24 protein-coding genes and 1 pseudogene are annotated in these 26,197 nt (G+C 67.2%); 16 read left to right on the top strand and 9 right to left on the bottom strand.

What is annotated here, in order from left to right:
* Positions 1 to 193: 193 nt before the first annotated feature.
* Both QH168_RS05345 and QH168_RS05340 read right to left on the bottom strand, forming a co-directional pair.
* On the bottom strand, positions 194 to 373 hold the full coding sequence (locus QH168_RS05345) for a YbdD/YjiX family protein (protein WP_280233315.1): 180 nt from the start codon (positions 371 to 373) through the stop codon (positions 194 to 196).
* Positions 374 to 420: 47 nt separating this feature from the next.
* Positions 421 to 2,682, bottom strand: a complete 2,262-nt coding sequence (locus QH168_RS05340) for a carbon starvation CstA family protein (RefSeq protein WP_280233303.1) — start codon at positions 2,680 to 2,682, stop codon at positions 421 to 423.
* A gap of 219 nt (positions 2,683 to 2,901) precedes the next feature.
* Between QH168_RS05340 and QH168_RS05335 the strand changes: the two genes are divergently transcribed.
* From QH168_RS05335 to QH168_RS05325, 3 genes are all read left to right on the top strand, one after another.
* Positions 2,902 to 4,206 carry an ABC transporter substrate-binding protein gene (locus tag QH168_RS05335; RefSeq protein ID WP_280233314.1) on the top strand — a complete coding sequence of 435 codons (1,305 nt, stop codon included), beginning with the start codon at positions 2,902 to 2,904 and terminating at the stop codon, positions 4,204 to 4,206.
* A 44-nt stretch (positions 4,207 to 4,250) separates the two neighbouring features.
* On the top strand, positions 4,251 to 5,153 hold the full coding sequence (locus QH168_RS05330; protein ID WP_432421035.1) for a carbohydrate ABC transporter permease: 903 nt from the start codon (positions 4,251 to 4,253) through the stop codon (positions 5,151 to 5,153).
* 101 nt (positions 5,154 to 5,254) lie between these two features.
* The gene (locus QH168_RS05325) at positions 5,255 to 6,064 is read left to right on the top strand and encodes a carbohydrate ABC transporter permease (protein ID WP_280233312.1); all 810 of its coding nucleotides are present in this window, start codon (positions 5,255 to 5,257) and stop codon (positions 6,062 to 6,064) included.
* A gap of 132 nt (positions 6,065 to 6,196) precedes the next feature.
* Here the strand turns inward: QH168_RS05325 and QH168_RS05320 are convergent, their stop codons facing one another.
* From QH168_RS05320 to QH168_RS05310, 3 genes are all read right to left on the bottom strand, one after another.
* The gene (locus tag QH168_RS05320; RefSeq protein ID WP_280233302.1) at positions 6,197 to 6,808 is read right to left on the bottom strand and encodes a malonic semialdehyde reductase; all 612 of its coding nucleotides are present in this window, start codon (positions 6,806 to 6,808) and stop codon (positions 6,197 to 6,199) included.
* A 181-nt stretch (positions 6,809 to 6,989) separates the two neighbouring features.
* Positions 6,990 to 7,400 carry a VOC family protein gene (locus QH168_RS05315; RefSeq protein WP_280233301.1) on the bottom strand — a complete coding sequence of 137 codons (411 nt, stop codon included), beginning with the start codon at positions 7,398 to 7,400 and terminating at the stop codon, positions 6,990 to 6,992.
* Positions 7,401 to 7,410: 10 nt separating this feature from the next.
* Positions 7,411 to 8,247, bottom strand: coding sequence for an AraC family transcriptional regulator (locus QH168_RS05310; RefSeq protein WP_280233300.1), 837 nt, complete (start codon positions 8,245 to 8,247; stop codon positions 7,411 to 7,413).
* A gap of 47 nt (positions 8,248 to 8,294) precedes the next feature.
* Between QH168_RS05310 and QH168_RS05305 the strand changes: the two genes are divergently transcribed.
* The 8 genes from QH168_RS05305 to QH168_RS05270 all read left to right on the top strand — a co-directional run bounded on the left by QH168_RS05305 (position 8,295) and on the right by QH168_RS05270 (position 18,166).
* Positions 8,295 to 9,179: a LysR family transcriptional regulator gene (locus tag QH168_RS05305; RefSeq protein WP_280233299.1), complete on the top strand. Its 885-nt coding sequence runs from the start codon at positions 8,295 to 8,297 to the stop codon at positions 9,177 to 9,179.
* A gap of 61 nt (positions 9,180 to 9,240) precedes the next feature.
* Positions 9,241 to 9,375, top strand: a complete 135-nt coding sequence (locus QH168_RS05300) for a hypothetical protein (protein WP_280233298.1) — start codon at positions 9,241 to 9,243, stop codon at positions 9,373 to 9,375.
* 181 nt (positions 9,376 to 9,556) lie between these two features.
* Positions 9,557 to 10,480 (top strand): quinone oxidoreductase family protein, encoded by a 924-nt coding sequence (locus QH168_RS05295; protein ID WP_280233297.1) that lies wholly within the window; start codon positions 9,557 to 9,559, stop codon positions 10,478 to 10,480.
* A gap of 41 nt (positions 10,481 to 10,521) precedes the next feature.
* Positions 10,522 to 11,601 (top strand): redox-regulated ATPase YchF, encoded by a 1,080-nt coding sequence (ychF, locus tag QH168_RS05290; protein ID WP_280233296.1) that lies wholly within the window; start codon positions 10,522 to 10,524, stop codon positions 11,599 to 11,601.
* A gap of 204 nt (positions 11,602 to 11,805) precedes the next feature.
* Positions 11,806 to 12,762, top strand: coding sequence for an alpha/beta fold hydrolase (locus QH168_RS05285; RefSeq protein WP_280233295.1), 957 nt, complete (start codon positions 11,806 to 11,808; stop codon positions 12,760 to 12,762).
* 251 nt (positions 12,763 to 13,013) lie between these two features.
* Positions 13,014 to 14,636, top strand: a complete 1,623-nt coding sequence (locus tag QH168_RS05280) for a hypothetical protein (protein ID WP_280233294.1) — start codon at positions 13,014 to 13,016, stop codon at positions 14,634 to 14,636.
* Between the two features lie 162 nt (positions 14,637 to 14,798).
* Positions 14,799 to 16,490: a hypothetical protein gene (locus QH168_RS05275; protein WP_280233292.1), complete on the top strand. Its 1,692-nt coding sequence runs from the start codon at positions 14,799 to 14,801 to the stop codon at positions 16,488 to 16,490.
* Between the two features lie 140 nt (positions 16,491 to 16,630).
* Positions 16,631 to 18,166 (top strand): alpha/beta hydrolase, encoded by a 1,536-nt coding sequence (locus tag QH168_RS05270; protein WP_280233291.1) that lies wholly within the window; start codon positions 16,631 to 16,633, stop codon positions 18,164 to 18,166.
* 141 nt (positions 18,167 to 18,307) lie between these two features.
* On the opposite strand, the gene QH168_RS05265 is transcribed toward QH168_RS05270, so the two are convergent.
* The gene (locus QH168_RS05265) at positions 18,308 to 19,186 is read right to left on the bottom strand and encodes a sigma-70 family RNA polymerase sigma factor (protein ID WP_280233290.1); all 879 of its coding nucleotides are present in this window, start codon (positions 19,184 to 19,186) and stop codon (positions 18,308 to 18,310) included.
* 163 nt (positions 19,187 to 19,349) lie between these two features.
* Here QH168_RS05265 and QH168_RS05260 point away from each other — a divergent pair, with 163 nt between their 5' ends.
* The gene (locus tag QH168_RS05260; RefSeq protein ID WP_280233289.1) at positions 19,350 to 20,519 is read left to right on the top strand and encodes a serine hydrolase domain-containing protein; all 1,170 of its coding nucleotides are present in this window, start codon (positions 19,350 to 19,352) and stop codon (positions 20,517 to 20,519) included.
* A gap of 46 nt (positions 20,520 to 20,565) precedes the next feature.
* The gene (locus tag QH168_RS05255; RefSeq protein WP_280233288.1) at positions 20,566 to 20,985 is read left to right on the top strand and encodes a DoxX family protein; all 420 of its coding nucleotides are present in this window, start codon (positions 20,566 to 20,568) and stop codon (positions 20,983 to 20,985) included.
* Positions 20,986 to 21,064: 79 nt separating this feature from the next.
* On the opposite strand, the gene QH168_RS05250 is transcribed toward QH168_RS05255, so the two are convergent.
* Complete coding sequence (locus tag QH168_RS05250; protein ID WP_280233287.1) at positions 21,065 to 21,835, bottom strand: hypothetical protein; 771 nt, start codon at positions 21,833 to 21,835, stop codon at positions 21,065 to 21,067.
* A gap of 198 nt (positions 21,836 to 22,033) precedes the next feature.
* On the opposite strand from QH168_RS05250, the gene QH168_RS05245 reads away from it, so the two are divergent.
* Positions 22,034 to 22,522, top strand: a complete 489-nt coding sequence (locus tag QH168_RS05245) for an FBP domain-containing protein (protein WP_280233286.1) — start codon at positions 22,034 to 22,036, stop codon at positions 22,520 to 22,522.
* A 167-nt stretch (positions 22,523 to 22,689) separates the two neighbouring features.
* Positions 22,690 to 23,117, top strand: a pseudogene (locus tag QH168_RS05240) (hypothetical protein); the annotation flags it as partial.
* Between the two features lie 11 nt (positions 23,118 to 23,128).
* Here the strand turns inward: QH168_RS05240 and QH168_RS05235 are convergent.
* Positions 23,129 to 23,674, bottom strand: coding sequence for a MarR family winged helix-turn-helix transcriptional regulator (locus QH168_RS05235; protein WP_280233285.1), 546 nt, complete (start codon positions 23,672 to 23,674; stop codon positions 23,129 to 23,131).
* 71 nt (positions 23,675 to 23,745) lie between these two features.
* Between QH168_RS05235 and QH168_RS05230 the strand changes: the two genes are divergently transcribed.
* Positions 23,746 to 24,195: a MarR family winged helix-turn-helix transcriptional regulator gene (locus tag QH168_RS05230; RefSeq protein ID WP_280233284.1), complete on the top strand. Its 450-nt coding sequence runs from the start codon at positions 23,746 to 23,748 to the stop codon at positions 24,193 to 24,195.
* A gap of 50 nt (positions 24,196 to 24,245) precedes the next feature.
* On the opposite strand, the gene QH168_RS05225 is transcribed toward QH168_RS05230, so the two are convergent.
* Positions 24,246 to 26,192, bottom strand: a complete 1,947-nt coding sequence (locus QH168_RS05225; protein WP_280233283.1) for a hypothetical protein — start codon at positions 26,190 to 26,192, stop codon at positions 24,246 to 24,248.
* Positions 26,193 to 26,197 lie beyond the last annotated feature (5 nt).

Raw genomic sequence — 26,197 nt, 5'->3', positions numbered from 1 at the left:
GCCCGTCGAAGCGGGAGTCCCTGGTGGAGACCGCTCGGTAACAGTGTTCGAAGTCCATGGCCGTGATCGTCACGTCAACCACAATGACAGCTGCCGCCGCCCACTGCTAGCGGAAATCGGTCATTACCCCGGTGGGCTGGTCAGACCGCCGCACGACACGCCGCGACTCGCCGAACGCCGCCGTCCGACCCGCTCAACAGCACCGGTTCGTCGGATTCCGATCCGCCTCGGCATGGCGCTCCCGCCAGTACTCCCGCTCGGACGGAATCGCGCAGCCGGGATGCTTGCGCCGCAGATGCGCGACATACCGCTGATAGTCCTGCCCGCCGAGCACGGAGTCGAACCACCAGAGCACAGCGCGCGCCCCACGCAGGAGCCGATGACGCGCCGCCGTCGTCGGCGCGGCAGCTCGGCCGACGCTCAGTGCGTCGCCTTCGCGTGTGCCGCGCCGGGCGTCTTCACATCGCCCTTCTCGATCAGTTCGTCCCATTCGCGCTGCACCTCCTTCTCCGCGGCGGTGGGGATGAATCCGCGCGGGGCGAAGATGCGCGAGGGTTCCTCCGGCGATTCGGTGGTTTCGGCCGTGCCCGCCCGCCAGGCCCGGTAGCAGACGATCGTGCCGACGACGGTGACGATCAGTACCAGCACCGCGAACACGATGGACAGCGTGCCCTGGATGAAGGTGTTGCGGATGACCGCGTCCACATCCTGGGGCGATTTGGCGGTCAGGCAGAGTTCACCGGCGTCGCGTGCGTTCTGGCAGATCTCGTGCTGCTTCCAGTAACCCACCTTCGGGTCGGCGGAGAAGATCTTCTGCCAGGAGGCGGTCATGGTGACGATGAGATCCCAGATCAGCGGAACACCGGGAATCCAGGCCCATTTCGTCATGCCCTTCTTCACCAGAATGGTGACCACGACCATCAGCGCGATCGCGGCGAGCAGCTGGTTGGCGATGCCGAACAGCGGGAACAGCGCGTTGATGCCGCCCAGCGGATCGGTGACGCCCATGAGCAGGATCGAGCCCCATGCGGCGACCACGATCGCCGAGCACAGCCACGCACCCACCCGCCAGGACGGATCCTTGAACTTGCGTGCGGGACCGGCGAAGTTGCCGAGCGCGTCCGACAGCATGAACCGCGCCACGCGGGTACCGGCGTCGATGGTGGTGAGGATGAACAGCGCCTCGAACATGATCGCGAAGTGGTACCAGAACGACTTCATGCTCTCGCCGCCGAGGAACTGGTGGAACACCTCGGAGATGCCGACGGCCAGGGTCGGCGCACCACCGGTGCGGGAGATGATGCTGTCCTCACCGACCTCGCTCGCGGCCTCGCTGAAGGTCTCCGGTGTGGCCGGAGGGCCGGACAGGCCGAGGCTGTTGGTGTAGGCGGCCGCCGTTTCGGGGGTGCCGCCGGTCGCGCCGAGCGGTGCGTTCATACCGAAGTACAGGTGCTGATCGATGATCGAGGCGGTGATGATCGCCATCACCGCGACGAACGATTCCATCAGCATGCCGCCGTAGCCGATCATCCGGCTGTGCGATTCCTTCTCCAGCAGTTTCGGTGTGGTGCCCGAGGACACCAGCGCGTGGAAGCCCGACAGCGCGCCGCAGGCGATGGTGATGAACAGGAACGGGAACAGACTGCCCGCGAACGCCGGTCCGGCGCCGGTATGGGCGAACTCCGAGACCGCGGGCGCCTTCAGCGTCGGCAGCGTGATCAGGATGCCGAGGGCGAGCAGACCGATGGTGCCGATCTTCATGAACGTCGACAGATAGTCGCGCGGCGCCAACAGCAACCACACCGGCAGCACCGAGGCGAAGAAGCCGTAGCCGATCAGCATCCAGGAGATGGTCACCGGGTGGAAGGTGAACCAGCTGGCCCAGGTGTCGTTCTCCGACACCCAGCCACCCGCGACGATCGCCAGGATCAGCAGCACGAACCCGATGATCGACACCTCGCCGACCGCGCCCGGTCGCAGATATCGCAGGTACACGCCCATGAACAGCGCGATCGGGATGGTCATGCTGATGGAGAACACGCCCCACGGGCTGTGTGCGAGGGCGTTGACCACCACCAGCGCCAGCACCGCCAGCAGGATCATCATGATGACGAGAATGCCGATGATGGCCGCCCAGCCGCCGAACCAGCCGAGTTCGTCGCGGGCCATCTGGCCGAGGCTGCGTCCGCGTCGTTTCGTCGACACCCACAGCACCAGGTAGTCCTGCACCGCACCGGCGAAGACCACGCCGATGATGATCCACAGCGTTCCGGGCAGATAACCCATCTGCGCCGCCAGCACGGGGCCGACCAGCGGGCCAGCGCCGGCGATGGCGGCGAAGTGGTGGCCGAACAGCACCCGCCGGTCCATCGGCAGATAGTCCTTGCCGTTCTCCAGGATCTCGGCCGGTGTGGCGACATCGTCGCGCGGTTCGACCACCCGGTATTCGATCAACCGGGCATAGAAACGGTAGGCGATGATGTAGGTGGAGACCGCCGCGATGACGATCCACACCGCGTTCACCGATTCACCGCGGGCAACCGCCAGGATCGTCCAGGCGACGGCGCCGACTATCGCGATACCCGCGAATATCGCCTTCTTGGCCGGAGTCATCGGGGACCGGTCCACCACGCCGACGGGCGGGAGATCCGGATCGGTCCGCAGATATTCGATGGTCGCCATCTGCCTACTCTCCTGTGAAACGCGCAGGATGATGCTGAAACACGTGCCAACGTAGCCGATCGGAGATCACCGGCGGGCAGGTTCGTGCGCGCTGTGATCGCGGTCGGTCCGGTCGTTGTCGTGTGTCGGCGGTCACCCTTCTCAGTTGCCGCCAGTATGCTGCCATGCGGCCCCAGACGCTCCACATCCGCCCTGAGGAGGCCGGAGCTGGAATCCGCACTGTCGAGCACACCCGTCCGGCGGCGTACGCTGCTCGGCTCCGCGCTGGCCGCCCCGTTGCTGGCGGGCGGATGCGGCGCCGATGACGATGCGCTGACCTTCTTCTTCGGCGCGCGTCCCGAGGAGGCGCGCGTGCGGCGCCGGATCATCGACGAGTTCCGCAAAACCCACCCGGAGATCCGCATCCGCACCGTGGTCTCCGGGCCGGACGCGCTCCAACAGATGCTCACCTACTGCGCGGGCGGTAAATGTCCCGACATCATGATGGCGTGGGAGCTGCTGTACGCCGGTCTCGCCGAGCGTGGTGTGCTGCTCGACCTGAACACCCTGCTCGATCGTGACCCGGAATACGCTGATGCGTTGCGGCGGGACAGCTTTCCCGCCCTGTACGACACCTTCACCTATGGCGGTGGTCAGTACGCGCTGCCCGAGCAGTGGTCCGGTGTGTTCCTGTACTACAACCGGCAGCTGTTCGCCGATGCGGGCGTCCGGGCGCCACGGAACTGGGACGAGGCCTGGAGCTTCGACGAATTCCTCGACGCGACCCGCGCGGTGACCTCACGCGAAGGCAAGGGGCGGTGGGGTTTCGCCGATGCGTGGGTCCCGTACTTCTCGGCGGCATGCTTCGGGATGAACAACGGGGTCGACTGGTTCACACCGTCGGTCGCGCCTACCCGCACAAACCTGGGAGACCCGCGTTTCGCGGCGGGCTTCCAGTTCTACGCCGATCTGGCGGTGCGCCATCGCGTGGCGCCGCGAGTCGCCGATCAGCAGTCGGTCTCGGCTCCCGATCTGTTCCGGCGCGGGCGGGCCGGAATGGTGCTCGGCGGGCACTGGCTGTACTCGGAATTCGCCGGACACGACGACCTCGATATCGACCTGACCGTGCTGCCGGTCGGCCCGCACGGTGGTCCGGGCGCGATCACCGATGTCGGATGCACCGGACTGGCCATCGCCGCCGACAGTCCGCGGATCGAACAGGCTTGGGAATTCGTCAAATTCGCGACCGGACCGGTGGGGCAGGCGATCATCGCCGAATCCGGGCTGTTCGTTCCGGTGCTGACATCAGTGCTGTCCTCAGGCGAATTCGCCGCCGCCCATCGCGATATCACCAACCTGGAGGTGCTCAGCGACGGACCGCGCCACTCCCGCGCCCTCCCGGTCACCCCCGCCTGGGGCAAGGTCCAGGCCCTGGTGGAACGCGGCGCCAACCGCGTCCTGCGCGGCGCCGCCCCCGCCACTTCCCTGCACCCCGACCTCACCCGCACCGTCGACGCGCTCCTCACCCAGGAGAACGCGCGGTGAGTGGCATCTGGCTGCGGCGAACAGCGAGACAACCCCGCACTCAGGTGCCACTCGCGCGGGGTTCGGGGTTGGTGCGGCGGCGGGCGCGGGCGGGGCGGTGGTTCGTGGCGGCGAATGTGGTGGGGGTGGGGGTGTTTGTGGTGGGGCCGCTGGCGGTGTCGCTGTATTTGAGTTTCTTCTCGTGGGATCTGTTCGGCGCGCCGCGGTTCGTCGGGCTCGCGAACTATCGGCGGCTGTTCACCGCGGACCCGCTGTTCCTGATCGCCGTGCGCAATACGGTGGTCTTCACCCTGATGACGCTGCTGCCGACCGTCGGGATCGGCCTCGTGGTCGCCGCGCTGCTGAACCGGGCGACGGCCGGGATCGGCTTCTTCCGCACCGCCGCCTTCCTGCCGCTGGTCGCCTCGACGGTGGCGATGGCGGTGGTGTGGCGGTTCATCTTCACCACCGACGACGGACTGCTCAATCTGCTGCTCGGCCGGTTCGGTATCGATCCGGTGCCGTGGCTGATCGACCCGGATCTGGCGCTGATGTCGTTGAGCATCGTCACGGTGTGGAAGAGCGTGCCGTTCGCCACCGTCATCCTGTTGGCTGCCATGCAGGGGGTGCCGCAACAGCTGTACGAGGCCGCGCGGATCGACGGTGCCGGTACCGTGCGACGGTTCTGGTCGATCACGATTCCGCTGATCCGCGGGCCGCTGTCGTTCGTCTTCGTCATCACGGTCATCAATTCGGTGCAGGCTTTCGATCAGGCGTACGCGCTCACCGGCGGCAACGGCGGGCCGGAGACGGGGACCTATCTGCTCGGAATCATGTTGTTCCAGCACGCATTCGCGTTCTACGAAGTGGGATACGCGTCGGCGTTGGCGTGGGTGATGTTCGCGGGATTGTTCGTGCTGACGGTGGTGCAGTTGCGGTATGCGCGGCGCGGGGAGGTGACCGGGTGAGGGCCGGGGCGCCGACGCGTACGCAGATCTCTTTGCGGGGCAGAATTTCTCGCCGACCTCTGGTCGGAGTCCGGGTGGATCGGGCGATCGTGCGGCGAACGATGGCCGGGGTCGGGGTGTATGTCTGCCTCGTGGTCGTCGCCTGGGCGGCGCTGACGCCGATCCTGTGGGCGCTGTCCGGGTCGTTGAAGAGCGAGGGCGCGGTCACCGATCCGGCGCCGATCCCCGCCGACCCGCAATGGTCGAACTATGCGGAGGTGTTCGATCTGCTGCCGCTGGGGCGGATGCTGTTCAACACCACGGTCTACGCCCTGTGCGTCACGGCGGGCCAGGTGTTGTTCTGCTCGTTGGCGGGCTATGCGTTCGCGCGGTTGCCGTTTCGCGGACGGGAAACGCTGTTTCTCGCCTATCTGGCGACGCTCATGGTGCCGTTGACCGTCACCCTCATCCCGCAGTTCCTGCTCATGCGCGCCTTCGGTTGGGTGGACACACCATGGGCGATGATCGTGCCCGGTGTCTTCGGCAGCGCCTTCGGCACCTATCTGATGCGACAGTTCTTCCTCGCGGTGCCCACCGAATTGGAAGAGGCCGCCATCCTCGACGGCTGCACCACCTGGCAGACCTATTGGCGAGTACTGCTGCCGCAGGTCCGCCCCGCGCTCATGGTGCTGGTCGTACTCACCTGGATCACTGTGTGGAACGACTTCCTCTGGCCGCTGGTGATGATCCAGCGCGACGAGATCGCCACCGCGACATTGGGTCTGGTGCGATTGCAGGGCCAGTACCACACCAAATGGCCGATCCTCATGGCAACGTCGATGCTGATCATGTTGCCGCTGCTGCTGTTGTACGCGGTCGCCCAACGCGCTTTCGTTCGGGGAATCGCGCTGTCAGGGCTGGGCGGGCGTTGAATTCATCGGGGCGCTGAATACACCGGGCCGTGCGGAGTCCATGTCGGCGGCCGACGGTCGTCGGTGAACCATCCGCCCGCGCAGACGATTCGGCCCCACCGCACCGGGCGACGGGGCCGATCGAGCACTCGCTCAGAGCGTCGTGATGACGTCCTTCGCTTCGAAGCGCGGGCTACGCGGGAACCAGGCGTCGGCGCCGGGCTTGCCGATATTGATGGCGACCAAGGCGTGGTGGCCGCCCTCGGGGAAGAACTCCTTCTCCACGGCCGCGTGGTCGAAGCCGTTCATCGGGCCCGCGGCCAGGCCCGCCGCGCGGACGCCGATGATGAAGTAGGCGATCTGCAAGGAAGCGTTGAGCTTGGCCGAATGCTCGCGGTAGGCGTCGTCGGCGAAGAAGTCCTTCGCGCCCTCGAAGTGCGGGAAGACCTTGGGCAGATGCTCGTGGAAGTTGTTGTCGGCGAACAGCGCCACCGTCAGCGGAGCCTTGGTGGTCTTGTCCTTGTTGCCCTCGCCCATATGCTGCACCAGCCGCTGACGAGCCTCGGGCGAACGCAGGACGACCGCACGCAGCGGCTGCTGATTCATCGAGGTCGGACCCCATTTGACCAGGTCGTAGATCGCCTGGATCTGCTCATCGCTCACCGGTTCGTCGGTGAAGGTGTTGGCCGTGCGCGCCTCGCGGAACAGCAGGTCCTGGGTGGCGGCGTCGAGCTCGAGCAGGTCGGTCGGCTGCGTGGTGGTCATCGAGTCTCCTGTGCGTTCGGTTGATCCCCTGCGGAAGCGGTAAGGGTCGCTCGCTTCGATGACCGAAGGTAGCACTCAAGCGGACTACGGTCCATTTATGTGCGGACGCTTGTGGGAACCCGCACATCGCGGAATAGAACGCCGTGGCCCGCACTACGGGCCACGGCGGGTATCGGGTCGGCTATTCGCCCGCGTAGGTGCCGAAACTCCAGAGGTTGCCCTCTGGGTCGGCGACGCTGAAACCGCGCGAACCGTAGTCCTCGTCGCGCAGTCCACGCACGAGCCGTGCGCCAGCGGCGGTGGCGCGTTCGTAGAGTGCGTCGGGGTTGTCGCATACCAGATACAGCGAGGCCGCACCCGCCGGTCGCGCCCCGAACTCGCTCTCGTTGCGGCCGGTGGAGCCGAACATGATGCCGCCGCCCGCGGGCCAACGCATTTCGGCGTGCTCGACGACGGACGGATCGTCTTCGCGGGCATACAGCGCCGTCAGCTCGAAGCCGAACGCCTCGGTGAGGAAGGTCGCGGCCGCGCGGGCATCGCGGAAGGCCAGACAGGGCCAGACGTGGGTCGTGGTCGAAGTGGGAGTAGTCATGGTTTCAGCCTCACTCGCCCGGGGTGTCCGGGTCTTGGACGGATGGAATCTCTTCCGCCAACCACATCGTCGGACTGCATCCGGCCAGTTCGGCGAAATCCCGATTCAGATGCGCCTGATCGTAATAACCGCAGGTCGCCGCGATCTGAGCGATGCTGACGAACGACGGTGTGCGGGCCAGCATCGCCTTGGCGCGGTCGAATCGGGCGATCCGGGCGGCGAGTTTCGGACTCAGACCGAACTCGGTGCCGAACCGGCGCGTCAGATGCTGTCGGCTCCATCCGATCCGCTCGGCCAGCGGCGCCACCGGCAATGTCCCGCCCGAACCCACCACCGCCCGCCACGCCCAGCTCAATTCGGGCGCAACCACTCGATCGGGATGTGCCAACCGGGTGAGTACCCGATCACAGGCCTCGAACCGGCGCGGCCACTCGGGAGACAGATTCAGCTCCTCGGCCAACTGTCCTGCCACCGGGCCGGTCACATCGGCCAGCTCGACCGAGATGTTCCACAGTTCGCCCGCGGGCATACCGAACAGTGCGCGGCAGCCCAGTGGTGTCAACTCGATCGCGACGCCCTCCTGGTTGCCGTCGTGCGCGATCGCCGCCGGACCCTGCTGCAACCCGCTCAGCACGCACCGATAGTCGGCCGGAGCCTGTGCGGCGTCGGTCTGGGTGACGACGTCGATGGTCGGGCCGATCGCCACGATGAACGTCATATGCCGCGACGGCAGTCCGCGATGCAGGCCGGGCGGATACCCCGACATCCGGTAGCCGATATAGCGGTCGATGAACGCCGCGAGCCCCGGCGCCGGCCGCGCCGTCACCACCTCCGAGATCGGAGCCATGCCACCGACGCTACGACGCGACGGCACTGACCGCTAGCCTCCAGGACGTGGAACGCCGGGATATCGAGATCTTTCTGACCCTGGCCGAGGAGCTGCATTTCACTCGTACAGCAGAGCGTCTCGGCGTCAGCGGCGCCCGGGTCAGCCAGACGATCAAGCAACTGGAGCGCCGGTTCGGTGTTGCGCTGTTCCATCGCACCAGCAGGCAGGTGACACTTACGCCGGCCGGCGCTGCGCTGCGTGACGATGTGCAAGCCGGCTATCAGCGCATCCAGGACGGCATCGCCAAGGCGATCGCCGTGGGACGCGGTGTTTCCGGAACCTTGCGGATCGGGTTCTCCAGCCCCGTGGTCGGGGAGATCATCATGTCCGCCGCCGAGGTGTTCCGCACCCGCTATCCCGAGTGCGAGGTGCGCATCCGCGAAGTGCATCTCTCCGATGCGTTCGGGGCATTGCGCGCCGGCGACCTCGACCTCCAGATCACCGAACTGCCTGTGCGGGAAACTGACCTGTCATGCGGCTCCGCGGTGTTGCGTGATCCGTGTGTGCTGGCCGTCTCGGCCAGGCATCCCCTTGCGGGGCGCGACAGCGTCACGGTCGAGGATCTGATCGGCGACGCTGTACTCGTGCCAGCAGGATCTCCCGGATACCTCTTGGACGCGCTCATCCCGGCACACGCCCCCAGCGGGCATCCCATTCAGCGCAAGCAGGCTCTGACCTCGCGGCAGGAGCTGCTGACGCTGGTCAGCAGCGGCGCCGGGGTCGCCGTCGTGGGCAGCCAGGCCACGCGATACCACGCTCGGCCCGACATTTGCTATGTGCCCATCGCCGATCTCCCGCCCATCCAGTACGGGCCGGTCTGGCCTGGTGGCGGCCAGACCGCCCGGGTGCGTTCGTTCATCGAGCTCCTGCGCGCGAAGCCCGATCGTTAACTTCTGTATTAAGGATCGTTGACGATCTTGTCGTTGTTGCGGGGCGCGCGTCATCCGGCCTGTGGAGATGCAGTTCCACGGTGATCTACAGGTCGAGCTGGAGGATCCGTTCGGTCACTCCTGGTTCTTCACCACCCGTGTCGCCGAGATGGACGCCAAGCAGCTGAAGGACACCGCATCGGCGGTCAACCTCTGATGAGATCACCGCGCGGCCCGATCGGTCCCGGCGGGTCTGTGCCCACGCCGGGAGGCACGTGATCCGCCTCTCTACCTGAGGCAACATGGGGTGAGATGCCGCACTCATGGGTACTTGGGTATGTGAGGTGGAGCCGGTATGTGGTTACCGTTACCGCTCCTGAACCGAGCCTGGAGGTGTGATGCGGCGGGTGCAATACGAGCACAGCGGAGGTCCCGAGGTGATCGAGGTCGTCTCGGCCGATGTGCCGACGCCCGGTCCGGGCGAATTACTCGTCCGCGTCGAGGCCATCGGTGTGACGCTGCCGGTGGTGCGCACGGTGCGCGAACAGCGTGAACCGATTCCGCTGGGCGGTGAGATCGCCGGTGAAGTGGTCGCCGTCGGCGAAGGGGTGGACAGTTACGCGCCCGGATATCGGGTGACCGGCCTGGTCTTCGGGCACGGATACGCCGAGTACGCACTGCTGTCGGTGGCGATGGCCTCGACGATTCCCGACGGTGCGTCGGCGGTCGACGCGGTGGCGCTGGTGCGCAGCGGTCTGGTGGCGTTGGGCGCCCTCGATGCGGCGACGCCCGTCGAGGGTGAGACGGCGCTGGTCACCGCGGCGGCCAGCGGTGTCGGGCATCTCGCCGTGCAGTTGGCGCGGGTGCGCGGCGCGGCGCGTGTGGTCGGTGCGGTATCGGATCCCGTCAAGGCGGAATTCGTGCGTGATCTGGGCGCCGATGAGGTCGTCGCCTACGACGACGCCGCCTGGGGCGATCCGGTCGACTATGTGCTCGACGCCGTCGGTGGTGAACTGCTCGCCCCGGCACTCGCCGCGGTGGCGCCCGGCGGCAGGCTCATCGCCTACAGCTGCGGCGGTGGTGCGGTGCAGGCCTACGATCTGCTGTCCGGTGCGAAGTCGGTGATCGGGTTCCAGCTCGCCAGGATCGCGCGCGAACAGCCCGAGGTGTACGAGCACTGGCGTCAGGAACTGTGGCAGTACTTCGCCTCCGGTCTGCTGCGTCCGGCGGTGCACGCGGAGTTCGCGTTGGAGGACGCGGCCGCCGCGCACACCGTCATCGAGAAGCGCGCCAACCTCGGCAAGGTCGTGCTGATCCCCTGAGCGGTCGAGAGGGTGAGGCCACCGCGTAGACTCTCCTATCCGTGAGTCTCACCCTCGGAATCGTCGGCCTGCCCAACGTCGGAAAGTCGACGCTGTTCAACGCGCTGACCCGCAACGACGTGCTGGCCGCGAACTACCCGTTCGCGACCATCGAGCCGAACGTCGGGGTGGTTCCGCTGCCCGATCCGCGGCTGGACACACTGGCCGAGATCTTCGGCTCCGAGCGCATCGTCCCCGCCGTGGTCTCGTTCGTCGATATCGCGGGCATCGTGAAGGGCGCCTCCGAGGGCGCGGGTCTCGGCAACAAGTTCCTCGCCAATATCCGTGAGGCCGACGCCATCTGCCAGGTCGTGCGCGTCTTCGCCGACGATGACGTGGTGCATGTCGACGGCAAGGTCGACCCCACCGCCGATATCGAGGTGATCGAGACCGAACTGATCCTCGCCGATCTGCAAACCCTCGAGAAGGCGGTCCCGCGCTTCGAGAAGGAAGCCAAGATCAAGAAGGACCGCAAGCCGATCGCCGACGCCGCCAAGACGGCCCAGGAGGTCCTCAACAGCGGAACCACGCTGTTCGCTGCGGGCAACAAGGTGGACACCGAGCTGCTCAAAGAACTCTCCCTGCTCACCACCAAACCCTTCCTCTACGTCTTCAACGCCGACGAGTCCGTCCTCACCGACGACGCCAAGGTCGCCGAACTGAAGGCCTCCGTCGCCCCCGCCGACGCCGTTTTCCTCGATGCCAAGGTGGAAGCCGAACTCCTCGAACTCGATGAGGAATCGGCCCTCGAACTGCTCGAGTCGATCGGCCAGACCGAACCAGGCCTGCACGCCCTCGCCCGCGCCGGTTTCCACACCCTCGGCTTGCAGACCTACCTCACCGCCGGCCCCAAAGAAGCCCGCGCCTGGACCATCCACCAGGGCGACACCGCCCCCAAGGCCGCAGGAGTCATCCACACCGACTTCGAACGCGGCTTCATCAAGGCCGAAGTAGTCGCCTTCGACGACCTCGTCGCCGCCGGTTCGATGGCCGCCGCGAAGTCGGCGGGCAAGGTGCGCATGGAGGGCAAGGACTACGTCATGGCCGATGGCGACGTCGTCGAGTTCCGCTTCAACGTCTGACGTCGGGCCGGAACCGGCTTGGTGTGGATCGGGCGGGGTCCGTAGGCTTCCTGCGCCTGTGGTGAGCAGGCACCGGCGGATGCACCACCTTGGTGGTGTTCTGGCCACCCTTCGGGGGAGCGTCTCCAGCACTCGGGGCTCTGCTGGCGGCGGCCGATTCGGCGCAGAGTTGTCCGTGTCACCGCAAGTGGACCGGAGGCTCCGATGTCGATCACCAGCACCATCGCCTATACGGCAGAGCGTCGTGCCACGGTCTCGACCGATGACGGGGTGGCGCTCGCGGTTCGCGAGTACGGCCGGCGGTATGCGGATCTGACCGTTGTCCTCGTGCACGGGCACTGCCTGCGCACCGAGTCGTGGACCGATGTCCGCGACGGGCTGCTGCGCGAGAACCCGGGTGTGCGGGTCGTGTGCTACGACCACCGCGGCCACGGTGATTCGGCCTCGGCGTCGAGGCGGACCTACCACCTCGAGCGGCTCGGCCACGATCTGCGCGATGTGCTCGACGGCGTCGCCCCCACCGGGCCGGTGGTTCTGGTCGGTCATTCGATGGGCGGTATGACCGTGCTGACCTACGTCGACCAGAACCGGCACGAGATCGGCACCCGCATCGTCGGTGTCGGGCTCATCGCGACCGCGGCCAGCGGACTCGCCGATGCGGGCTTCGGTCGACTGCTGCGGCACCCGATCGTCGCCGGTTTCCAAGCGGCGGTGCGTCGGGCGCCGCGCTTGATGCAGCGGGCCAAGCGAGCGGCCTGCAAGGTCTTCGCGCCGGTCATCCGCACCGCCGAGTTCGGCAACCGCAAGGTCAGCGCCCGGGTGCTGGCGCTGGCGTACGCGATGCACAACGAGACGCCGATCGTGACGATGGCGAGCTTCCTGAGCGCCTTCATGACCTACGACCGCACCGACGCCCTGCCCACCCTGTCGAAGATCCCCACCCTGGTCCTGTGCGGTTCCGCCGACCTGATGACCCCGCCCTCGCATTCGGTCGCCATGGCCGCCGCCATCGACTACGCCGACCTGGTGCTGATCGATGGTGCCGGGCACTCGGTGATCATGGAGCAGCCGGTGGAGGTCGCCGGAGGTATTGCCCGGTTGATCACGCGAGCCGGCGATGCGGATCGGACCGCGCTCGCGGATCTCGCGCTCGTCGCATAGGTACCGCCAGCTCACGGTCGGTCGGCGGTTCGAGGGCCGCCGGCCCATGACGACGTCGCAATCCGGTTCGGATAGTGCCCCGGGTGCCGGCCCGGCGAGGTGACGGTGCCTGCGCGAATGGCCGTGGATGTCGGCGAGCAACGGATCGCCGAATCGGTAGGTCGTCGCTGGCGGCGAAAGAATGTCGGCGGCCGAGTCGCCTTCGGCGCCCGGCGTCTGGAACACTCGATCGCCGGAAAGGTTCATTGCTGATGCTCCGTCGTTTCACGACCAACGCGCCCGCCGCGGCGCCGCCGGTGGATGACTTGATGGCCGGTGCGCTGCCGGACCGGGTGCAGATCGCGCATGAGCGGTTGGCGCACCAGGACGATCCGGCTCTGCTGAAAGCACTGTCGGAACGTGAGTTGGCCGCGTCCCGCGAGTTGGCCGAACTCGTCCGCGACTACGAACGCCATGAACAGCGGGCGCGGATCCAGGCGGCCGCCGATGCCGCCGAACGAGTGCGGCGCACGGCCGCCGAGCTGGCCGAACGTGAGGCCGCGGATCTGCTGCGCGCCGCGGAGGCGATCGGGGAGCAGCGACGCAGCAGCAGTCCGCATGCGAAAGTCGCTCGGCTACACCAGCGCAAACCGCGTGTGCTCGGGCTGCTCGCCGGTGTGGTCGCGTTCTCCATGCTGTTCTCCGCGGTCACGGTGCAGCAGAACATCGCACCCACCGGCGGCGTGACCAACCCGATGTTCTGGCTGTCCTACGGTTTGGAAGCCCTGATCAGCGCGGTACTGGTCGCGCTGATGCTCTCCACCGGCGATACCGCCGAATGGGGTGTGATCGAGCGGTTGTGGCAGGTGTACACGGTCGAGGGCGTATTGCTGACGGCGAGCGTCGCGTTGAACACGTTCCCCTACTTCAAAGCGGGCGATCTCACCGGCATCGGAGTCCACGCGATCGCCCCGATCATGATCGGTGTCGCACTCGTGACGCACCGCCTGGTCGCCGAGCGATACGGACGCGCGATCGAACAAGCGACCGCCGCCGTACCCGACCGTGAAGACCTCCAGGAGCGGCTGGCCGCGCTCACTCGGGTCGGCGGCGCCGGAAACCAGATCCTGCCGAGCATCCTCACCGAACAACCAGCGCCCACCGGTCGCCTCGAGGAGCCCGTCGCGGGCGTCCCGGAACAACCCACCGACGTGGCAGTGCCGGTTCCGGCCGACGCCGATCGAGACGAACAGAACACCACGTCCACAGCGCCCGACCAGTCCACTGCCCACCCCGACACCGAGACGCCGACCACCGGTTCCGCCGCGACAGTCCCCGCCCCGCCGTTCACCGAACTGTGGCTGGCCACGACACCACTACCCGCCGCGCCGTCTCCCGCCGTGAACCCGGACAGCACCGACGCCGACCCGGACGAGGCAGAGCTGGACGCCCGGTTGGCGGCAGCGGTACGAAAGACACTGCACCGGATCAGGATCAGCGAGCAGACGGAGCCGAACTCCGTGGAGCACTCGGCAGCGAAGGGGCCCGCTGTCGTACATGAGCAGTCAGGGGAGACGGCTGCCGCTGTCGCGCCTACGCACTCAGCGGAGGAGGCAGCCACCGCCCCGCACGACCGGACACCCCCGGATTCCGCGGAAACGCAGCGACACCTCGCGCGCGCGGAGGCAGCCGAACCGCACCCCGAAGCGATCGCCCCCGACCGGCGGGAACCGGTCACCACGGACCGCACACCGAGCGCGGCCGACAAAGAGCGTGCACCCGACCTGGAACCGGACACGCTGATCGCGTCCGGCCCGATCGCCCACGCCAACGGAGACCCCCTCGCTCGGACCGCGCCGTACATACCAGAGGAACGCCAACTCACCGTGCGCTGACCCGAGCGCCGAGTGACCACCCGTGAACACCGCCCGATCTGCATGGCGATGTCGAGCCTTACCGGCTTCTCGACCGACACGCCCGCAGCATCGCGTTTCCTGAGGAAACCGCTGGTCGAGCGTAGTGTCGTTGCATCATTCGGCGCTCGATGAGGTGGAATCATGTCCAGCTTGTTGTCGGGTATGCGGATCTCCTCCATCGCTGGCTGTGCTGTGTTGGCCGCCGCGTGGGGAGTTGTTGTTACGCCGCCGCTGGTGCAGGCGGCACCGGTGAGTCAGCGGTTCGGATGTGATGGTGACAGTGCGCAGAGCTATCGGGTTCCCGATGGTGTGCGGGAGTTGTCGGTGCTGGCCAAGGGTGGGTCGGGGCAGCAGAACGTCGGTGAGGGGACTCGGGGTGGGTTCGGGGGTGTGACGACCGGGACGATCTCGGTGCAACCGCATGAGGTGCTCACCATCTACGTGGGGTGTGAGGGTGGGGCCGACGGTGGTCGGTCGGGTTACGGCCGCGGCGGTGCGCGGGGTGAACAACCGGCGCCGAACGCGGGCGATGGTGGGGGTGGTGGCGGTGCGACGGCGATCATGTCGGGGGAGACGGTGCTCGTGGTCGCGGGCGGTGGCGGTGGTGGCGGTGGTTCCTCGCACGAGGGCAACGGCGGGCGCGGTGGCGAGGGCGGCAACGGTGGCAACCCGGCACAGGCCGGTGCGATCGGCGGCAACAGTTCCGGCCCCGAAGCATGCGGCGGCTGTCTGCACACCACGCACGGCGAAGCGGGTGCATCGGGTGGGAGCACACCGCCGTACGCGCCGGGTGGCGCCGGAGGTGGCGGTGGTGGCGGCTACCTCGCGGGCAAAGGCGGCAAGCTCGGCAGCGGGCAGAACCTGAACGGTGGCGGCGACGGCGGAGGGGGTGGACTGTCGCATGTCGACGGCGATCGCGTACGCGACCCTGTCTTCAGCGCCAGTACGGAATCGGGCAACGGCTCGGTGGTCGTCACGACGGGACAGATCGGATACCAGACCTTCGAGTACCGCGGGCACACCGAATTCTTCTGCGTCCCTTCGGGAGTCACCTCGGTGACCATCGACGCGGTCGGCGGCGGGGGTGGACATTTCGGTGATACCGGCATCGGTGGAGCCGGTGGCGGCGTCACCGCGACGGTCGATGTGAACCCTGGCACCGAGCTGGCCGTGACCGTCGGCCAGTGGGGACACGACAACGGCGGATTCGGTGACGGGCACGGCGGCCGACACGGGACGGCACCAGGTTCGGGCGGTGCCTCCGGCGCTGGTGGCGGCGGATCCACTGCCGTCGAGTCGACAATGAGCCCGTGCGGCGTCCACGCGCCGGTCGGCAAGAGCTATCTGGTCGTGGCGGGCGGTGGCGGCGGCGCCGGTGGCAACAGCGGCGCGAGCGATGGCGCGGGCGGCGACGGTGGGGCAGGCGGGAACCCGGGCCACGACGGCAACAGCGGCGACGGCAACTCCGATATCGGCGACGGCGGCTCCGGCGGCTGCGGTGGACGTCATCCCGGCGGAGGATGCAACAACTCCAAACATGGCGGACACGGCACCGACGCACCGGCGGGCAGCTCCCAGGGCGGTGCAGGTGGTGGTGGCGGCGGTGGATACAACGGCGGTGGCCGCGGGCACGGCGCGAGCGTCGCCAGTGATTCCGGTGGCGGCGGAGGTGGTGGCGGCGGACGTTCCTACGCCGAACCCGATGCCACGGATGTGCGCTACTACCAGGGGACTTCGGGCACCGGGAAATCCAATGGGGCGGTCCACATCTCCTGGCAGTCGCTCCCAGGAGAGCCGGAACCGCCGTGCACCGGTTCGTTCTGTCCCCGGTGAGCACTCGTCACCAGCGGTGACAAACACCGCACTGATCGTGCTGCCCCACTGTGACAAGATCACCTGGTTCGGTGATCTGTGCGCGGGAGGGCTGTCAATTGGTTCTGCGGTGGGGAACCACGAGTTCTCGCTGGATCCGGGTGGCGGTTACCGCGCTGGTCGCCGGGGCCGGTGTGCTCGGGTCGCCGGTGTCCGCGTCCGCGGGTACGGGGGCCGACCCGTATATCGATCGGCTCGCCGAAGCGGCGGGAACGCCCGCACTGCACTGGTCCGATTGTGCGGACGGGTTCGAATGTTCGGCCGCACGGGTGCCGTTGGATTATCGCCAGCCGCGAGGTGAGCAGATCGAGCTCGCGGTGATCAAACTGCCCGCCACCGATCCCGGACGCCGGATCGGCACGTTGTTCGTGAACTTCGGTGGGCCGGGCCCGTCCGGGGTGGAGCGGTTGCGGGAACGCGGGCGATGGCCGTGGCTGTTCTCGGAGGAGCTGCGGGCCCGGTTCGATGTGGTGTCCTGGGATCCGCGTGGCGTGGGCAACAGTGCGCCGGTGAACTGTTTCGCCAGCGACGACGAGCAGCTGGCATTTCTGGGTGCTATGCCGGAGATGCCTGCCGTCGCGGAGCAGGAAGCGGCATTCTTCGGCTGGTCAAAGGAATTCGCCGACCGATGCGCGCAGCAGGCCGGCCCGATTCTCGACCATGTCTCCACTGCCGACACGGCACGTGACCTGGAACTCCTCCGCCGCGCGGTGGGTGACGAGAAGCTCAGTTACCACGGCATTTCCTACGGAACGCAGGTCGGGGCGGTCTATGCCAACATGTTCCCGAGCCGGGTCAGGGCCATGGCATTCGACGGGTCGATGGACTTCGTCGGCAACGCCAATGGTCATGGAACGCAAGGGACAACGGTTCCGTTGGACGCTCGCCAGAACGTCGCCGCAGGGATCGCCGCCACCTTCGACGCATTCCTGAGGCAATGTTCGGAGGCGGGCCCGCGGTGCGCTTTCTCCGCCGGGGATCCGAGGGTGAAATGGACGGTGCTGGCGGAGCGGGCTCGACTGGCGCCCATCCGCTTCGACGGCCAGGCGTGGACCTATTCGGCGATCATCGGGGCCGCGGCGAGCCTGTCGCAATCATCCAACTACCCCGCACTCGCGCTACTCCTGCAACAGCTGTTCGACGCGGGCACAACCATTCCCGGTGTGCTGCCGGTCGCGCGCGACCGGTCGTACTCGGGTAACCGCACCGAGGCATATCACGCGATTCAATGCAGCGACAGTGCTGTCCCGACCGACCCGGGTATGTACAGCCGCGCCGCGGTATCGGAAGACCAGCGGGTGCCGTATTTCGGGCGGATCGCGGTGTTCAGCAGCATGACGTGCGCGTTCTGGCCGAACCACGATGTCGATCGATACACCGGCCCGTGGAACCGCCGCACCGCCGCCCCGATCCTGGTGCTCAACACCAGATTCGACCCGGCGACCCCGATGGCCGGCGCCTACGCAGGCGCCGCACAGCTGGCCGACGCCCAGGTGGTGGTGATCGAAGGCGCCGGCCACAGCAGCATGTACGTGCCGAGCAGCTGCGCGGAGCAGGTCAAACGGGACTACCTGTTCACCGGGCAGCTGCCGCCGAAGAACACCGGATGTGCGATCGACAGGTCGCCGTTCGACTGACCGGCGCGGTGTCGGCGCGCCGCTCGGGCCAGCCGACCCGGCGGAAGAGGCCCGGTGCTCGATCGAGAAGCGCGCCCATGCCCGGCCGCAGCGCTCGACCCGGCCGAGTGCCCGGAGCCCGGCACCGGAGCAGTCGCGTCTTCATCCCAGCACCGCACTCAGATCCAGATCGGTGAGCCGCTCTCGATCGGACAGGATGTCGATCACGGTGATGCGGTCGCCGACGACGGTGAAGCTCATGATCGAGCAGGGCCCACCGTCCATGGTGTTGACCAGCCCCGCGCCGCCGTTGATGACGGCGGGATGGGTGACGCACAGGGTCGCCATGCGCTGGAACGTCTCGGCCTGTCCGGCGACGGCCGCACGCCCGCGGATGACGCGCAGGTCACCGGCGTCGGCACGCAGTACGACATCGGGGTCGAGGATGCGCACCAGTTCCTCGAATTCGCCCTCACGAGCCGCGGCGAGGAAGGCATCGACGACGCGGCGCTGACGGGGTACGTCGGTACCGGTCGCGGGCACTTCGCCCTGGATGCGGCGGCGGGCCCGACTGGCCAGCTTCTTGGCGGTGTGTGGCGTGCGGTCGATGATGGGGGCGATCTGCTCGTACGGAACGGCGAACATATCGTGCAGTACGAAGGCCAACCGTTCGGCGGGGCTCGCGGACTCCAACACCGCCAGCAACGCCACTCCCACTGAATCGGCGAGCAGGGCTTCGTGCTCCGGGTCGGGACCCGACGGCGCGCTGATCACCGGATCGGGCAGGTTCTCGATCTCCAGCGGCTCTTCCTGTCTGACCTTGCGCGTGCGCAGCATGTCGAGGCAGACCCGCCCGACGACCGTGGTCAACCAGCCACCGAGGTTGTCGACGTCGGTGGTGTCGGTGCGAGCCAGGCGCAGCCACGCCTCCTGCACCGCGTCATCGGCATCGGTGACCGAGCCGAGCATCCGATAGGCGACCGAGCGCAGGTGCGTGCGGTGCTCCTCGAACCGGTCCGCCAGGAATTGGTCGTCGTTCACAGGTCCTCCTCGATCCGTCCTACATACCGATGACGAACCGGCGACGGTAAAGGTGACCGTATCCGCCTGCGGTCACGTTTTTCCGCCGCCGTACGTCAGTGCACCAGAAGACGATCCAGCGGCCGCCGAATCCCGAATCGAGGCCGCCACCGAAAGGGACACCATGAGCACGATCGAGATCCACGGCACCGTCGCCGAAGGGTTCGAGCAGGTACGGGACGAGTTCACCGCCGCCGTCGAGGAGGAAGGCGGGCAGTCGGGTCCGCAGCTGGCCGCCTACCTGTGTGGACGGCAGGTGGTGGATCTGTGGGCAGGGGCCGAGGTCACCGGCACCACGCTGACGGGCTTGCATTCATCGAGCAAAGGCGCGGCAGGGCTGGTGATGGCGTTGCTGATCCAGGACGGCCTCCTCGACGTCGATCAGACCGTCGCCGAGTACTGGCCGCGGTTCGGCACGGCGGGTAAGGAGCACATCACCGTGCGTGATGTGCTCGTGCACCGCGCAGGCGTCATCGGCGCGGGCGGCGGATTCACCGTCGCCGAACTCGCCGACGAACGCGTCATCGCCGAACGGCTGGTCGGGCAGCGGCCCTGTTTCGCACCGCGCACCGCGCACGGGTACGGCGGATTCGTCATGTACGCGATCCTCGGCGAGGTGGTACGTGCGGTCACCGGAAGCACCGTGCAGCAACTGTTCGAGCAGCGGATTCGTGCCCCGTACGGGCTGGATGTGTATCTCGGCCTTCCGGAGGAACTCGACCACCGCTTCCTGCCCGTGCTGCCGTGGCGGGCGACGCCCGAAATGGAAGTGTCCTTCGCGGCGAATTCGCCCAATCCCCATGGGATGGCGGGTATTTCCTACAACCTCAACGCTCGCGGGTTCACCGCGGCGGATGTGATGGCCTTGCCCAACGATACGCAGCTGCGTCGGCTCGGCCAAGCCTCGGCCGGCGGTGTCGGCAGTGCGCGTGGGTTGGCGCGGATGTACGCGGCGGCGGTCTCCGGTGTCGACGGTCGGCCACCGTTGCTGTCGGCGGACACCATCGAGGTGATCTCCGAAATACATTCCAGTGGAACTGATCTGGTGCGTGGACAAGCGCCGTACACGCTGGGTTTCGAGGCCAAGGGACTGGTGCACCAGTTCCTCGGCGTGCATGCCTTCGGGCACGCGGGATCGGCGGGTTCGGACGGATTTGTCGATCCGCACAGCGGACTCACCTACGGATACACCCGTCGTCGCGCGGCTTTCGCGTTCAACGCGCCGGAAAACGCACGGTTGGCTGCGGCCGTCCACCGCGCGGCCACCGGCTCCGGGCACGCACGAGCTGCGTGACCCGACCACAACTACCACCGGGAGTGATATGAAAACTCGCCACTCGATGACGCGCGCACTGAAACTTGCCCGCTGGATTCCGGTCACCGCGGTCGTGGTCGAAACCGCCGTCGGCTCGTATTGGGATCTCGCCCGGATCTCCTATGTCCGTGAAGCATTCGATCATCTCGGCTACCCCATGTACTTCGCGACGGTACTCGGCACCGCCAAAGCCGCCGCCCTCGCCGCGATCCTCACCCCTGGCCATCCGCGGACCAAAGAATGGGCGTATGCGGGACTGGTCTTCGTCTACGGCGGTGCTGCCGCCTCACATCTCGCCGTCGGTGACGGTGCCGACAAGGGGGCCATGCCTGCCATGTTCGCCGCGTGCACCCTGGCTGCCCGTGCGTGGCTGCCGCAGGGCGATCCCGCAGCCTCCCCGTCGGTCGCGCTCGGCGCCCTCGGACGTCGTCCTCGGTACGTCTGATCGACCCCTGAGAACAGGAAGTAAGAATCATGCGGGAGCGCACCGAGACCGAGATATCGCGGCCCGCAGCGGGTTCCGGTCAGTTCGCGGCCGCCGCGAAATACGCGGTGCGCACGTCCACCATGGTGGGTGGTGGGAAGTCGGGTGCGCCCGCGCCGAGCTCGCCCATCGCCACCTGCCAGGTGTCGGAGGATTTGTCGATGGAGGTGCGGGCGTCGGCGTCCTGGAGGACGACCTCCGAGCCGCCGGTGCACGAATACGCGCCGACCATGCCGTCGGACCGGCCGCCCCACGCACCGCCGACCCGGATCCGGCATTGCCGCCCGTCGGCGAGTTCGAGGGCCCAGGGCTCGGGGGATTCGGTGGCGCCGATGGGTTCGAGCGGCGGGTCGACGGTGTACCGGCGGAGTTCGCGTTTCCACGGGTCGTTGGCGCACAGCAGTTCGTTCATCGCCGGTGTCGGCCAGCAGACGTCGGCGGCGTCGGCGGAGGCGCCGCAGTGGTAGATGCCCGCGGTGGAAGCGGAGAAACTGGCGGTGGCGTCGCGGCAGTTCAGGGTGCCGAAGGGGTCGGGGCTGATCACGGTGAATCCGTCGACGGGCAGACCCGTGGCGTCGACGGCGGTGAGGGCGACGACCTCGGTCGCCGTATCCGACGCGGTGGTGGTTGCCGCGGTGATCGCGGACGGGCTCGGGCCCTCCGGCGCCGACTCGGCCGCCGGTCCCGCCTGAGTGGTGGTGGCCAGCTGTGTGGCCGGGCCCGAGTCCTCCTCGGAGGATCCACAGGCCGTCGTGATCGCGAGCAGCGCGCCCACCGCCGCGACCCACCGTGCAGAGAACGCGAACGCCATGAGCCACCGCCTCGTCTGGGACACCCGTGCCGCCGAGTGTAACCAAGTGGGTGCGGTGACCCGGCGATTTCACGCGCCCGGCGCAGACGGTGACCAGCGCGGACCGAGATGGCTCTGCGTGAAAACCGGTTGTCGGCGGCGGTGCGGGTCCCCTAACGTCTGACCGGTTTGCCGACCACGACCCGAGGAGGCGCCGCCATGGAGCCCGTCACCGAACGCGACATCAGGTCGTCGTTCATCAATTGCTCCAAAGGAGAGGCCAAGCGGTTACCCGTCCCGCGCGATCTGGACCAGCGACCGTGGGACGATCTGGACTTCCTCGGCTGGAGTGATCCGTCGTTCCCCGGCCGCTGCTATCTCGTCACTCCCGACGACGAACGCCTCGTCGGCGTCGCGTTCCGGTATGAGACCGGTGGGTCGGGCCGCGCGCAGATGTGCACGATCTGCCTCACCACGCACACCGGTGGCGGTGTCTCGCTGCTGACCGCGCACAAGGCGGGCGAATCGGGTCGTCGCGGCAACTCGGTCGGCACCTATATGTGCACCGATCTGGCGTGCTCGCTGTACGCGCGCGGTAAGAAGCGGCCCGCGCTCGGCAGCCGCTACCGCGAGGACCTGAGCGCCGAGGACAAGATCGAACGGGTCCGCGAGAACCTGAGCGCCTTCCTGGACCGGCTCCGGCGCTGACCGACGGGTCTTGACACCGCGCCGGTCGCGGCTTTGACTGACCTGAAGCCGGTGTTACCTCATCCGACGGTGCTCTGAGAGGTCGACATATGCACAGCACATCGTCCGCGTGCCCGGCGCGTCGGCGGATCGGGCGCCCGCCGCGCGCTCCTCCCGGTGCTGGCATTGTGAATCCCGGTGGACTGCTGGAGAGCCCGGCCAACGCGGACGCGCCGACCAGACAGGTGAACACGTTGATCGCGCCCGGCGGCTATGTCGGCACCTGGTTGCGCAACAACGCGCGTGGCGATCCCTCGCGGCGCTCTACCGATCGGCCTATACCGTGCAAGCCGTCTACGGCTTTGCCGCACAACAGATGTCGGGTGCGGCGCAACTGGTGACCAACACCAAGGGCGGAGTGAGCACCCGGGTCGGCATGTCGATGGCACCGCCGCTGTGGATCGTGAACTTCGCCCTGATCTACATATTGAACCCGTCCATGGCTGCCTCGATGCCCGCTTACTGGGCTCCCATACCGGCCGAGGTCGCCGACGCCATCGAATCGAGCCCCACCGGCCAGGTGCCGTTCAGCGATTACGCGTCCTACTTCCGGTGACGCCCAGCGGCTCACTTGCCGGTGGTCGGTGTGGCCTTCTCCAGGTTGACGGTCATGCGCCCGAGCACGTCCATCATCTGCGCGAACTCTTCGGCGCCGACCCCCTCCGCCATCAGATCGCGCAGGCCACCGACCTCGTTCGCTGCCGCCGCGTGCACATCGCGACCGGCGGCCGTCATCGCGTACCACCCGTCGGCGTCGCGGTGGATCCAGTCGCGGACGGCCAGACTTTCGATCACGTCGGACACCTTCTCGCCGTTGGCTTCCCAGAATGGGCGCAGGGCATCGGTGAGCTGGGCGTCATCGACCGGGCCGCGGCTGATGACGTTGAGCGTCTGCCATTCGCGGCGGTTCAGTCCGGCATTGCCGAGCAGTCGATCGAAGGTGGTCTCGATCAGCTGATCCAGCCTCTTCAGGCGGAAGCCGATCATACGGTCCTGATCGGGGCCGGAACTGGAGCCGGAGGGTGGTGGGGTGGTGGCGGCCGAGCCCGATTCCGGGGGCGATGCGCAGGCCGTGAGGGTGAGGACGGCCAGGGCGCAGAGCAGATAACGCATGAGGGACCTCTTTCCGAGTGCGGATTTAGTTGTAATTCTACAACTAGATGTCCGGCGCTACCATTTCACCCATGAACGACGTCGAGCGAGTCGAACGCGCCATGGTGGAGATCCGCCGCCGCCAGACCCGCCGCACCCTGGCACCCGAGGGAGAACCCGCAGGCCAGGCCTTCGATGTCCTCGATGTGGTCGCGTCCGTCCCCGAACCCACCGTCTCCCTCGTGGCCGATAGCCTCGCCGTCGACCGCCCACGCGCCAGCCGCTTGGTCGCCGCGGCCGTCGACGCCGGATATATCGAACGCATCGCCGACCAATCCGACGGACGCCGCTCCCTACTCGCAGTGACCCCCACCGGCCGGACCGTCCTCCAGTCCGCCCACCAACGCCGCATCGATGCCTTCACCTCGGCCATGCACAGCTGGACCACCCCCGAACGCGCCCAATTCGCCGACCTGCTCACCCGTTTCGTCGCGGGTATGCAGGGGCAGGGTTCCGGGCGATCCAGCGATCACCAGGCCTGAGTACGCGTTCTGTGTTTCGCGGCCCTCGCCGCTGAGAGCAACCCGGCTGGTCAGCTTCTGGCCAATCGGAACTCGAGGCTGTAGCTGGCGTCCTCGCCGTCTTCGGGTGTGTCGTACTGATTCGTCTGCAACCACGTCGCTGCCGCATCACCGCTGGCGTGGATCTTCGGGTCGGCGCGCTCGGTGACTGTGACGATATTGTCCTCGTCATTGGGATCACCCCAGCGTCGATATGCCACCGGCGGTAACGGTTTCGCCGGATCGGTCCTATCCCACGCGGTGAGCGCATCCAGAGCGAACAGGTCCATCGCGATGAGGTCGGCCGGCGCCCACGCGGCCCACAGTGCTGTCGCGATCAAGGTTATGGCCGCGATGACAGCGGCGGCGATGAGCGCGACGCTGAAGGCTAGTCCGGCCGTCACCAGCCCAGCTTTCGCGCCGAGTTCGGCCAGACCGATGGCAGTACCTTCGGCCGCGAGCGCGACATTGGCGATGCCCATCAGCGCCTCACCCCACGCGTTCCAGAAGCCGTGGAGCTGATCTCTGGCCGCCTGCTCGCTATCGACCTCGAATCCGATCATCGCGATCGCGGCGACGCCGTACAGTTCGAACGAAGCCGGGCCCCAGACCGTGGAGTTGTAGCTACCGGCCGCTTCGTTGTCATCCATATCGGCCCACGGCCCACGCGGGAACGACCTGCGCTCGGTGGTCAGCGTCATCATCGGGCCGCCAGCTGCCGACACCGGGACGGAGTTCGGCACGATATGCCCGATGAATGCGTCCCACCAGATCTCGTCATCACCCATTCCGGCGGTTTCCCGGTTGCAGCGACCGCTCTGGCTCCACATGGCGTACGCGATCTTCGGATCCGCCTCGATGCGGAGTAGCAGCGTATTCGATTCCAGCGTTGTGGCGACCGAGCCGTCGAAGATGGCTTTGGTGACATTGTCGACCGTGACCGTCAGCTGGTAGATCCCTGCCGGAACAGGCGCTCCGGGAATCGTCGGATGCGACGACGGCACCGGGAAATCGACGCAGTCGGCAACCCGTTCGTCGACGACATAGTGATCGGTCGCGTCCTTCAGCGGGGTCATCTGGTCACCCCATACCGCGCATTTCGACTCCCACCGCACCGATGGGTCGGTCGAGAGCGCCAGTGTGACGGTCACCGTGGGGGTGATGAAATTGAACCCGGTGAGCCGTAGCGATCCACCGGGCGTGGTCGCCGGTATCCGGACACAGTCGTTTCCTTTGGTGTAGTTGGCACCGCCCTCGCAATACGACGCGAACGCACCGGAGGCGACCGGCGGATGCTTTCGCTCACAATGTGCGGCGATCGCACCCGAGGGGGACGGTGTATATGTGCAGGTCTGGGCATATTGGTAGTTCTGCCAGATATGCTGCCCGCCGGGTACCGGGCGGAAACTCTCGACGTTGCCGAATTCTTCGTTACCGGAGGGATAGCCGATCGAGGTCAGCCACGGCCATGGCCCCTGGTAGATCGTCGCTCCGCTGCCGTTGGGTCCATGGGCGACTGCTTTGTCCCACAACCGCGTCTGTCCGGGGCCGAGCACACCGTTCGATTTGTGGAAGAACGCCTGACCGGCAACTCGCAAACCTTCGCGGACGAATTCCTCTGCGAACCAGGATCGCTCGATCGCACCGTCGGCTCCGGCCGTGGCGAGGCAGTCGCTGAACAGGCAATCCGCCTTCCCGGTTTCCCGAAGCTTTCGGTATCCGGCGAAGGCGGTATCGAGCTGCTCCTTATCTGCTTTGTCGATGCTGGAGAACACGCCGGCAACGGCCTTCTCGAAATCGTTGCGCGCCGACTCGCCCGCACGGAAGCGCTCCCACAGCAACGCGAGCGCGGGGACGATGGCGTCGGCGGTGCCGAGCGCGTCGCACATCGCCTGCACTTTGCGTGCCGGTCGTTGTTTCGGTTTGTGCACGCCCACCGGCCGGTCCGAGCCGGTCAATTGATTGATCAGATCGATCAACTGCG

It is taken from the genome of Nocardia cyriacigeorgica (assembly GCF_029868385.1).
Taxonomy (GTDB): Bacteria; Actinomycetota; Actinomycetes; order Mycobacteriales; family Mycobacteriaceae; genus Nocardia; species Nocardia cyriacigeorgica_F.
The sequence above is the reverse complement of the archived record's forward strand: the minus strand, read 5'-3'. Positions and strand labels throughout refer to the sequence as shown.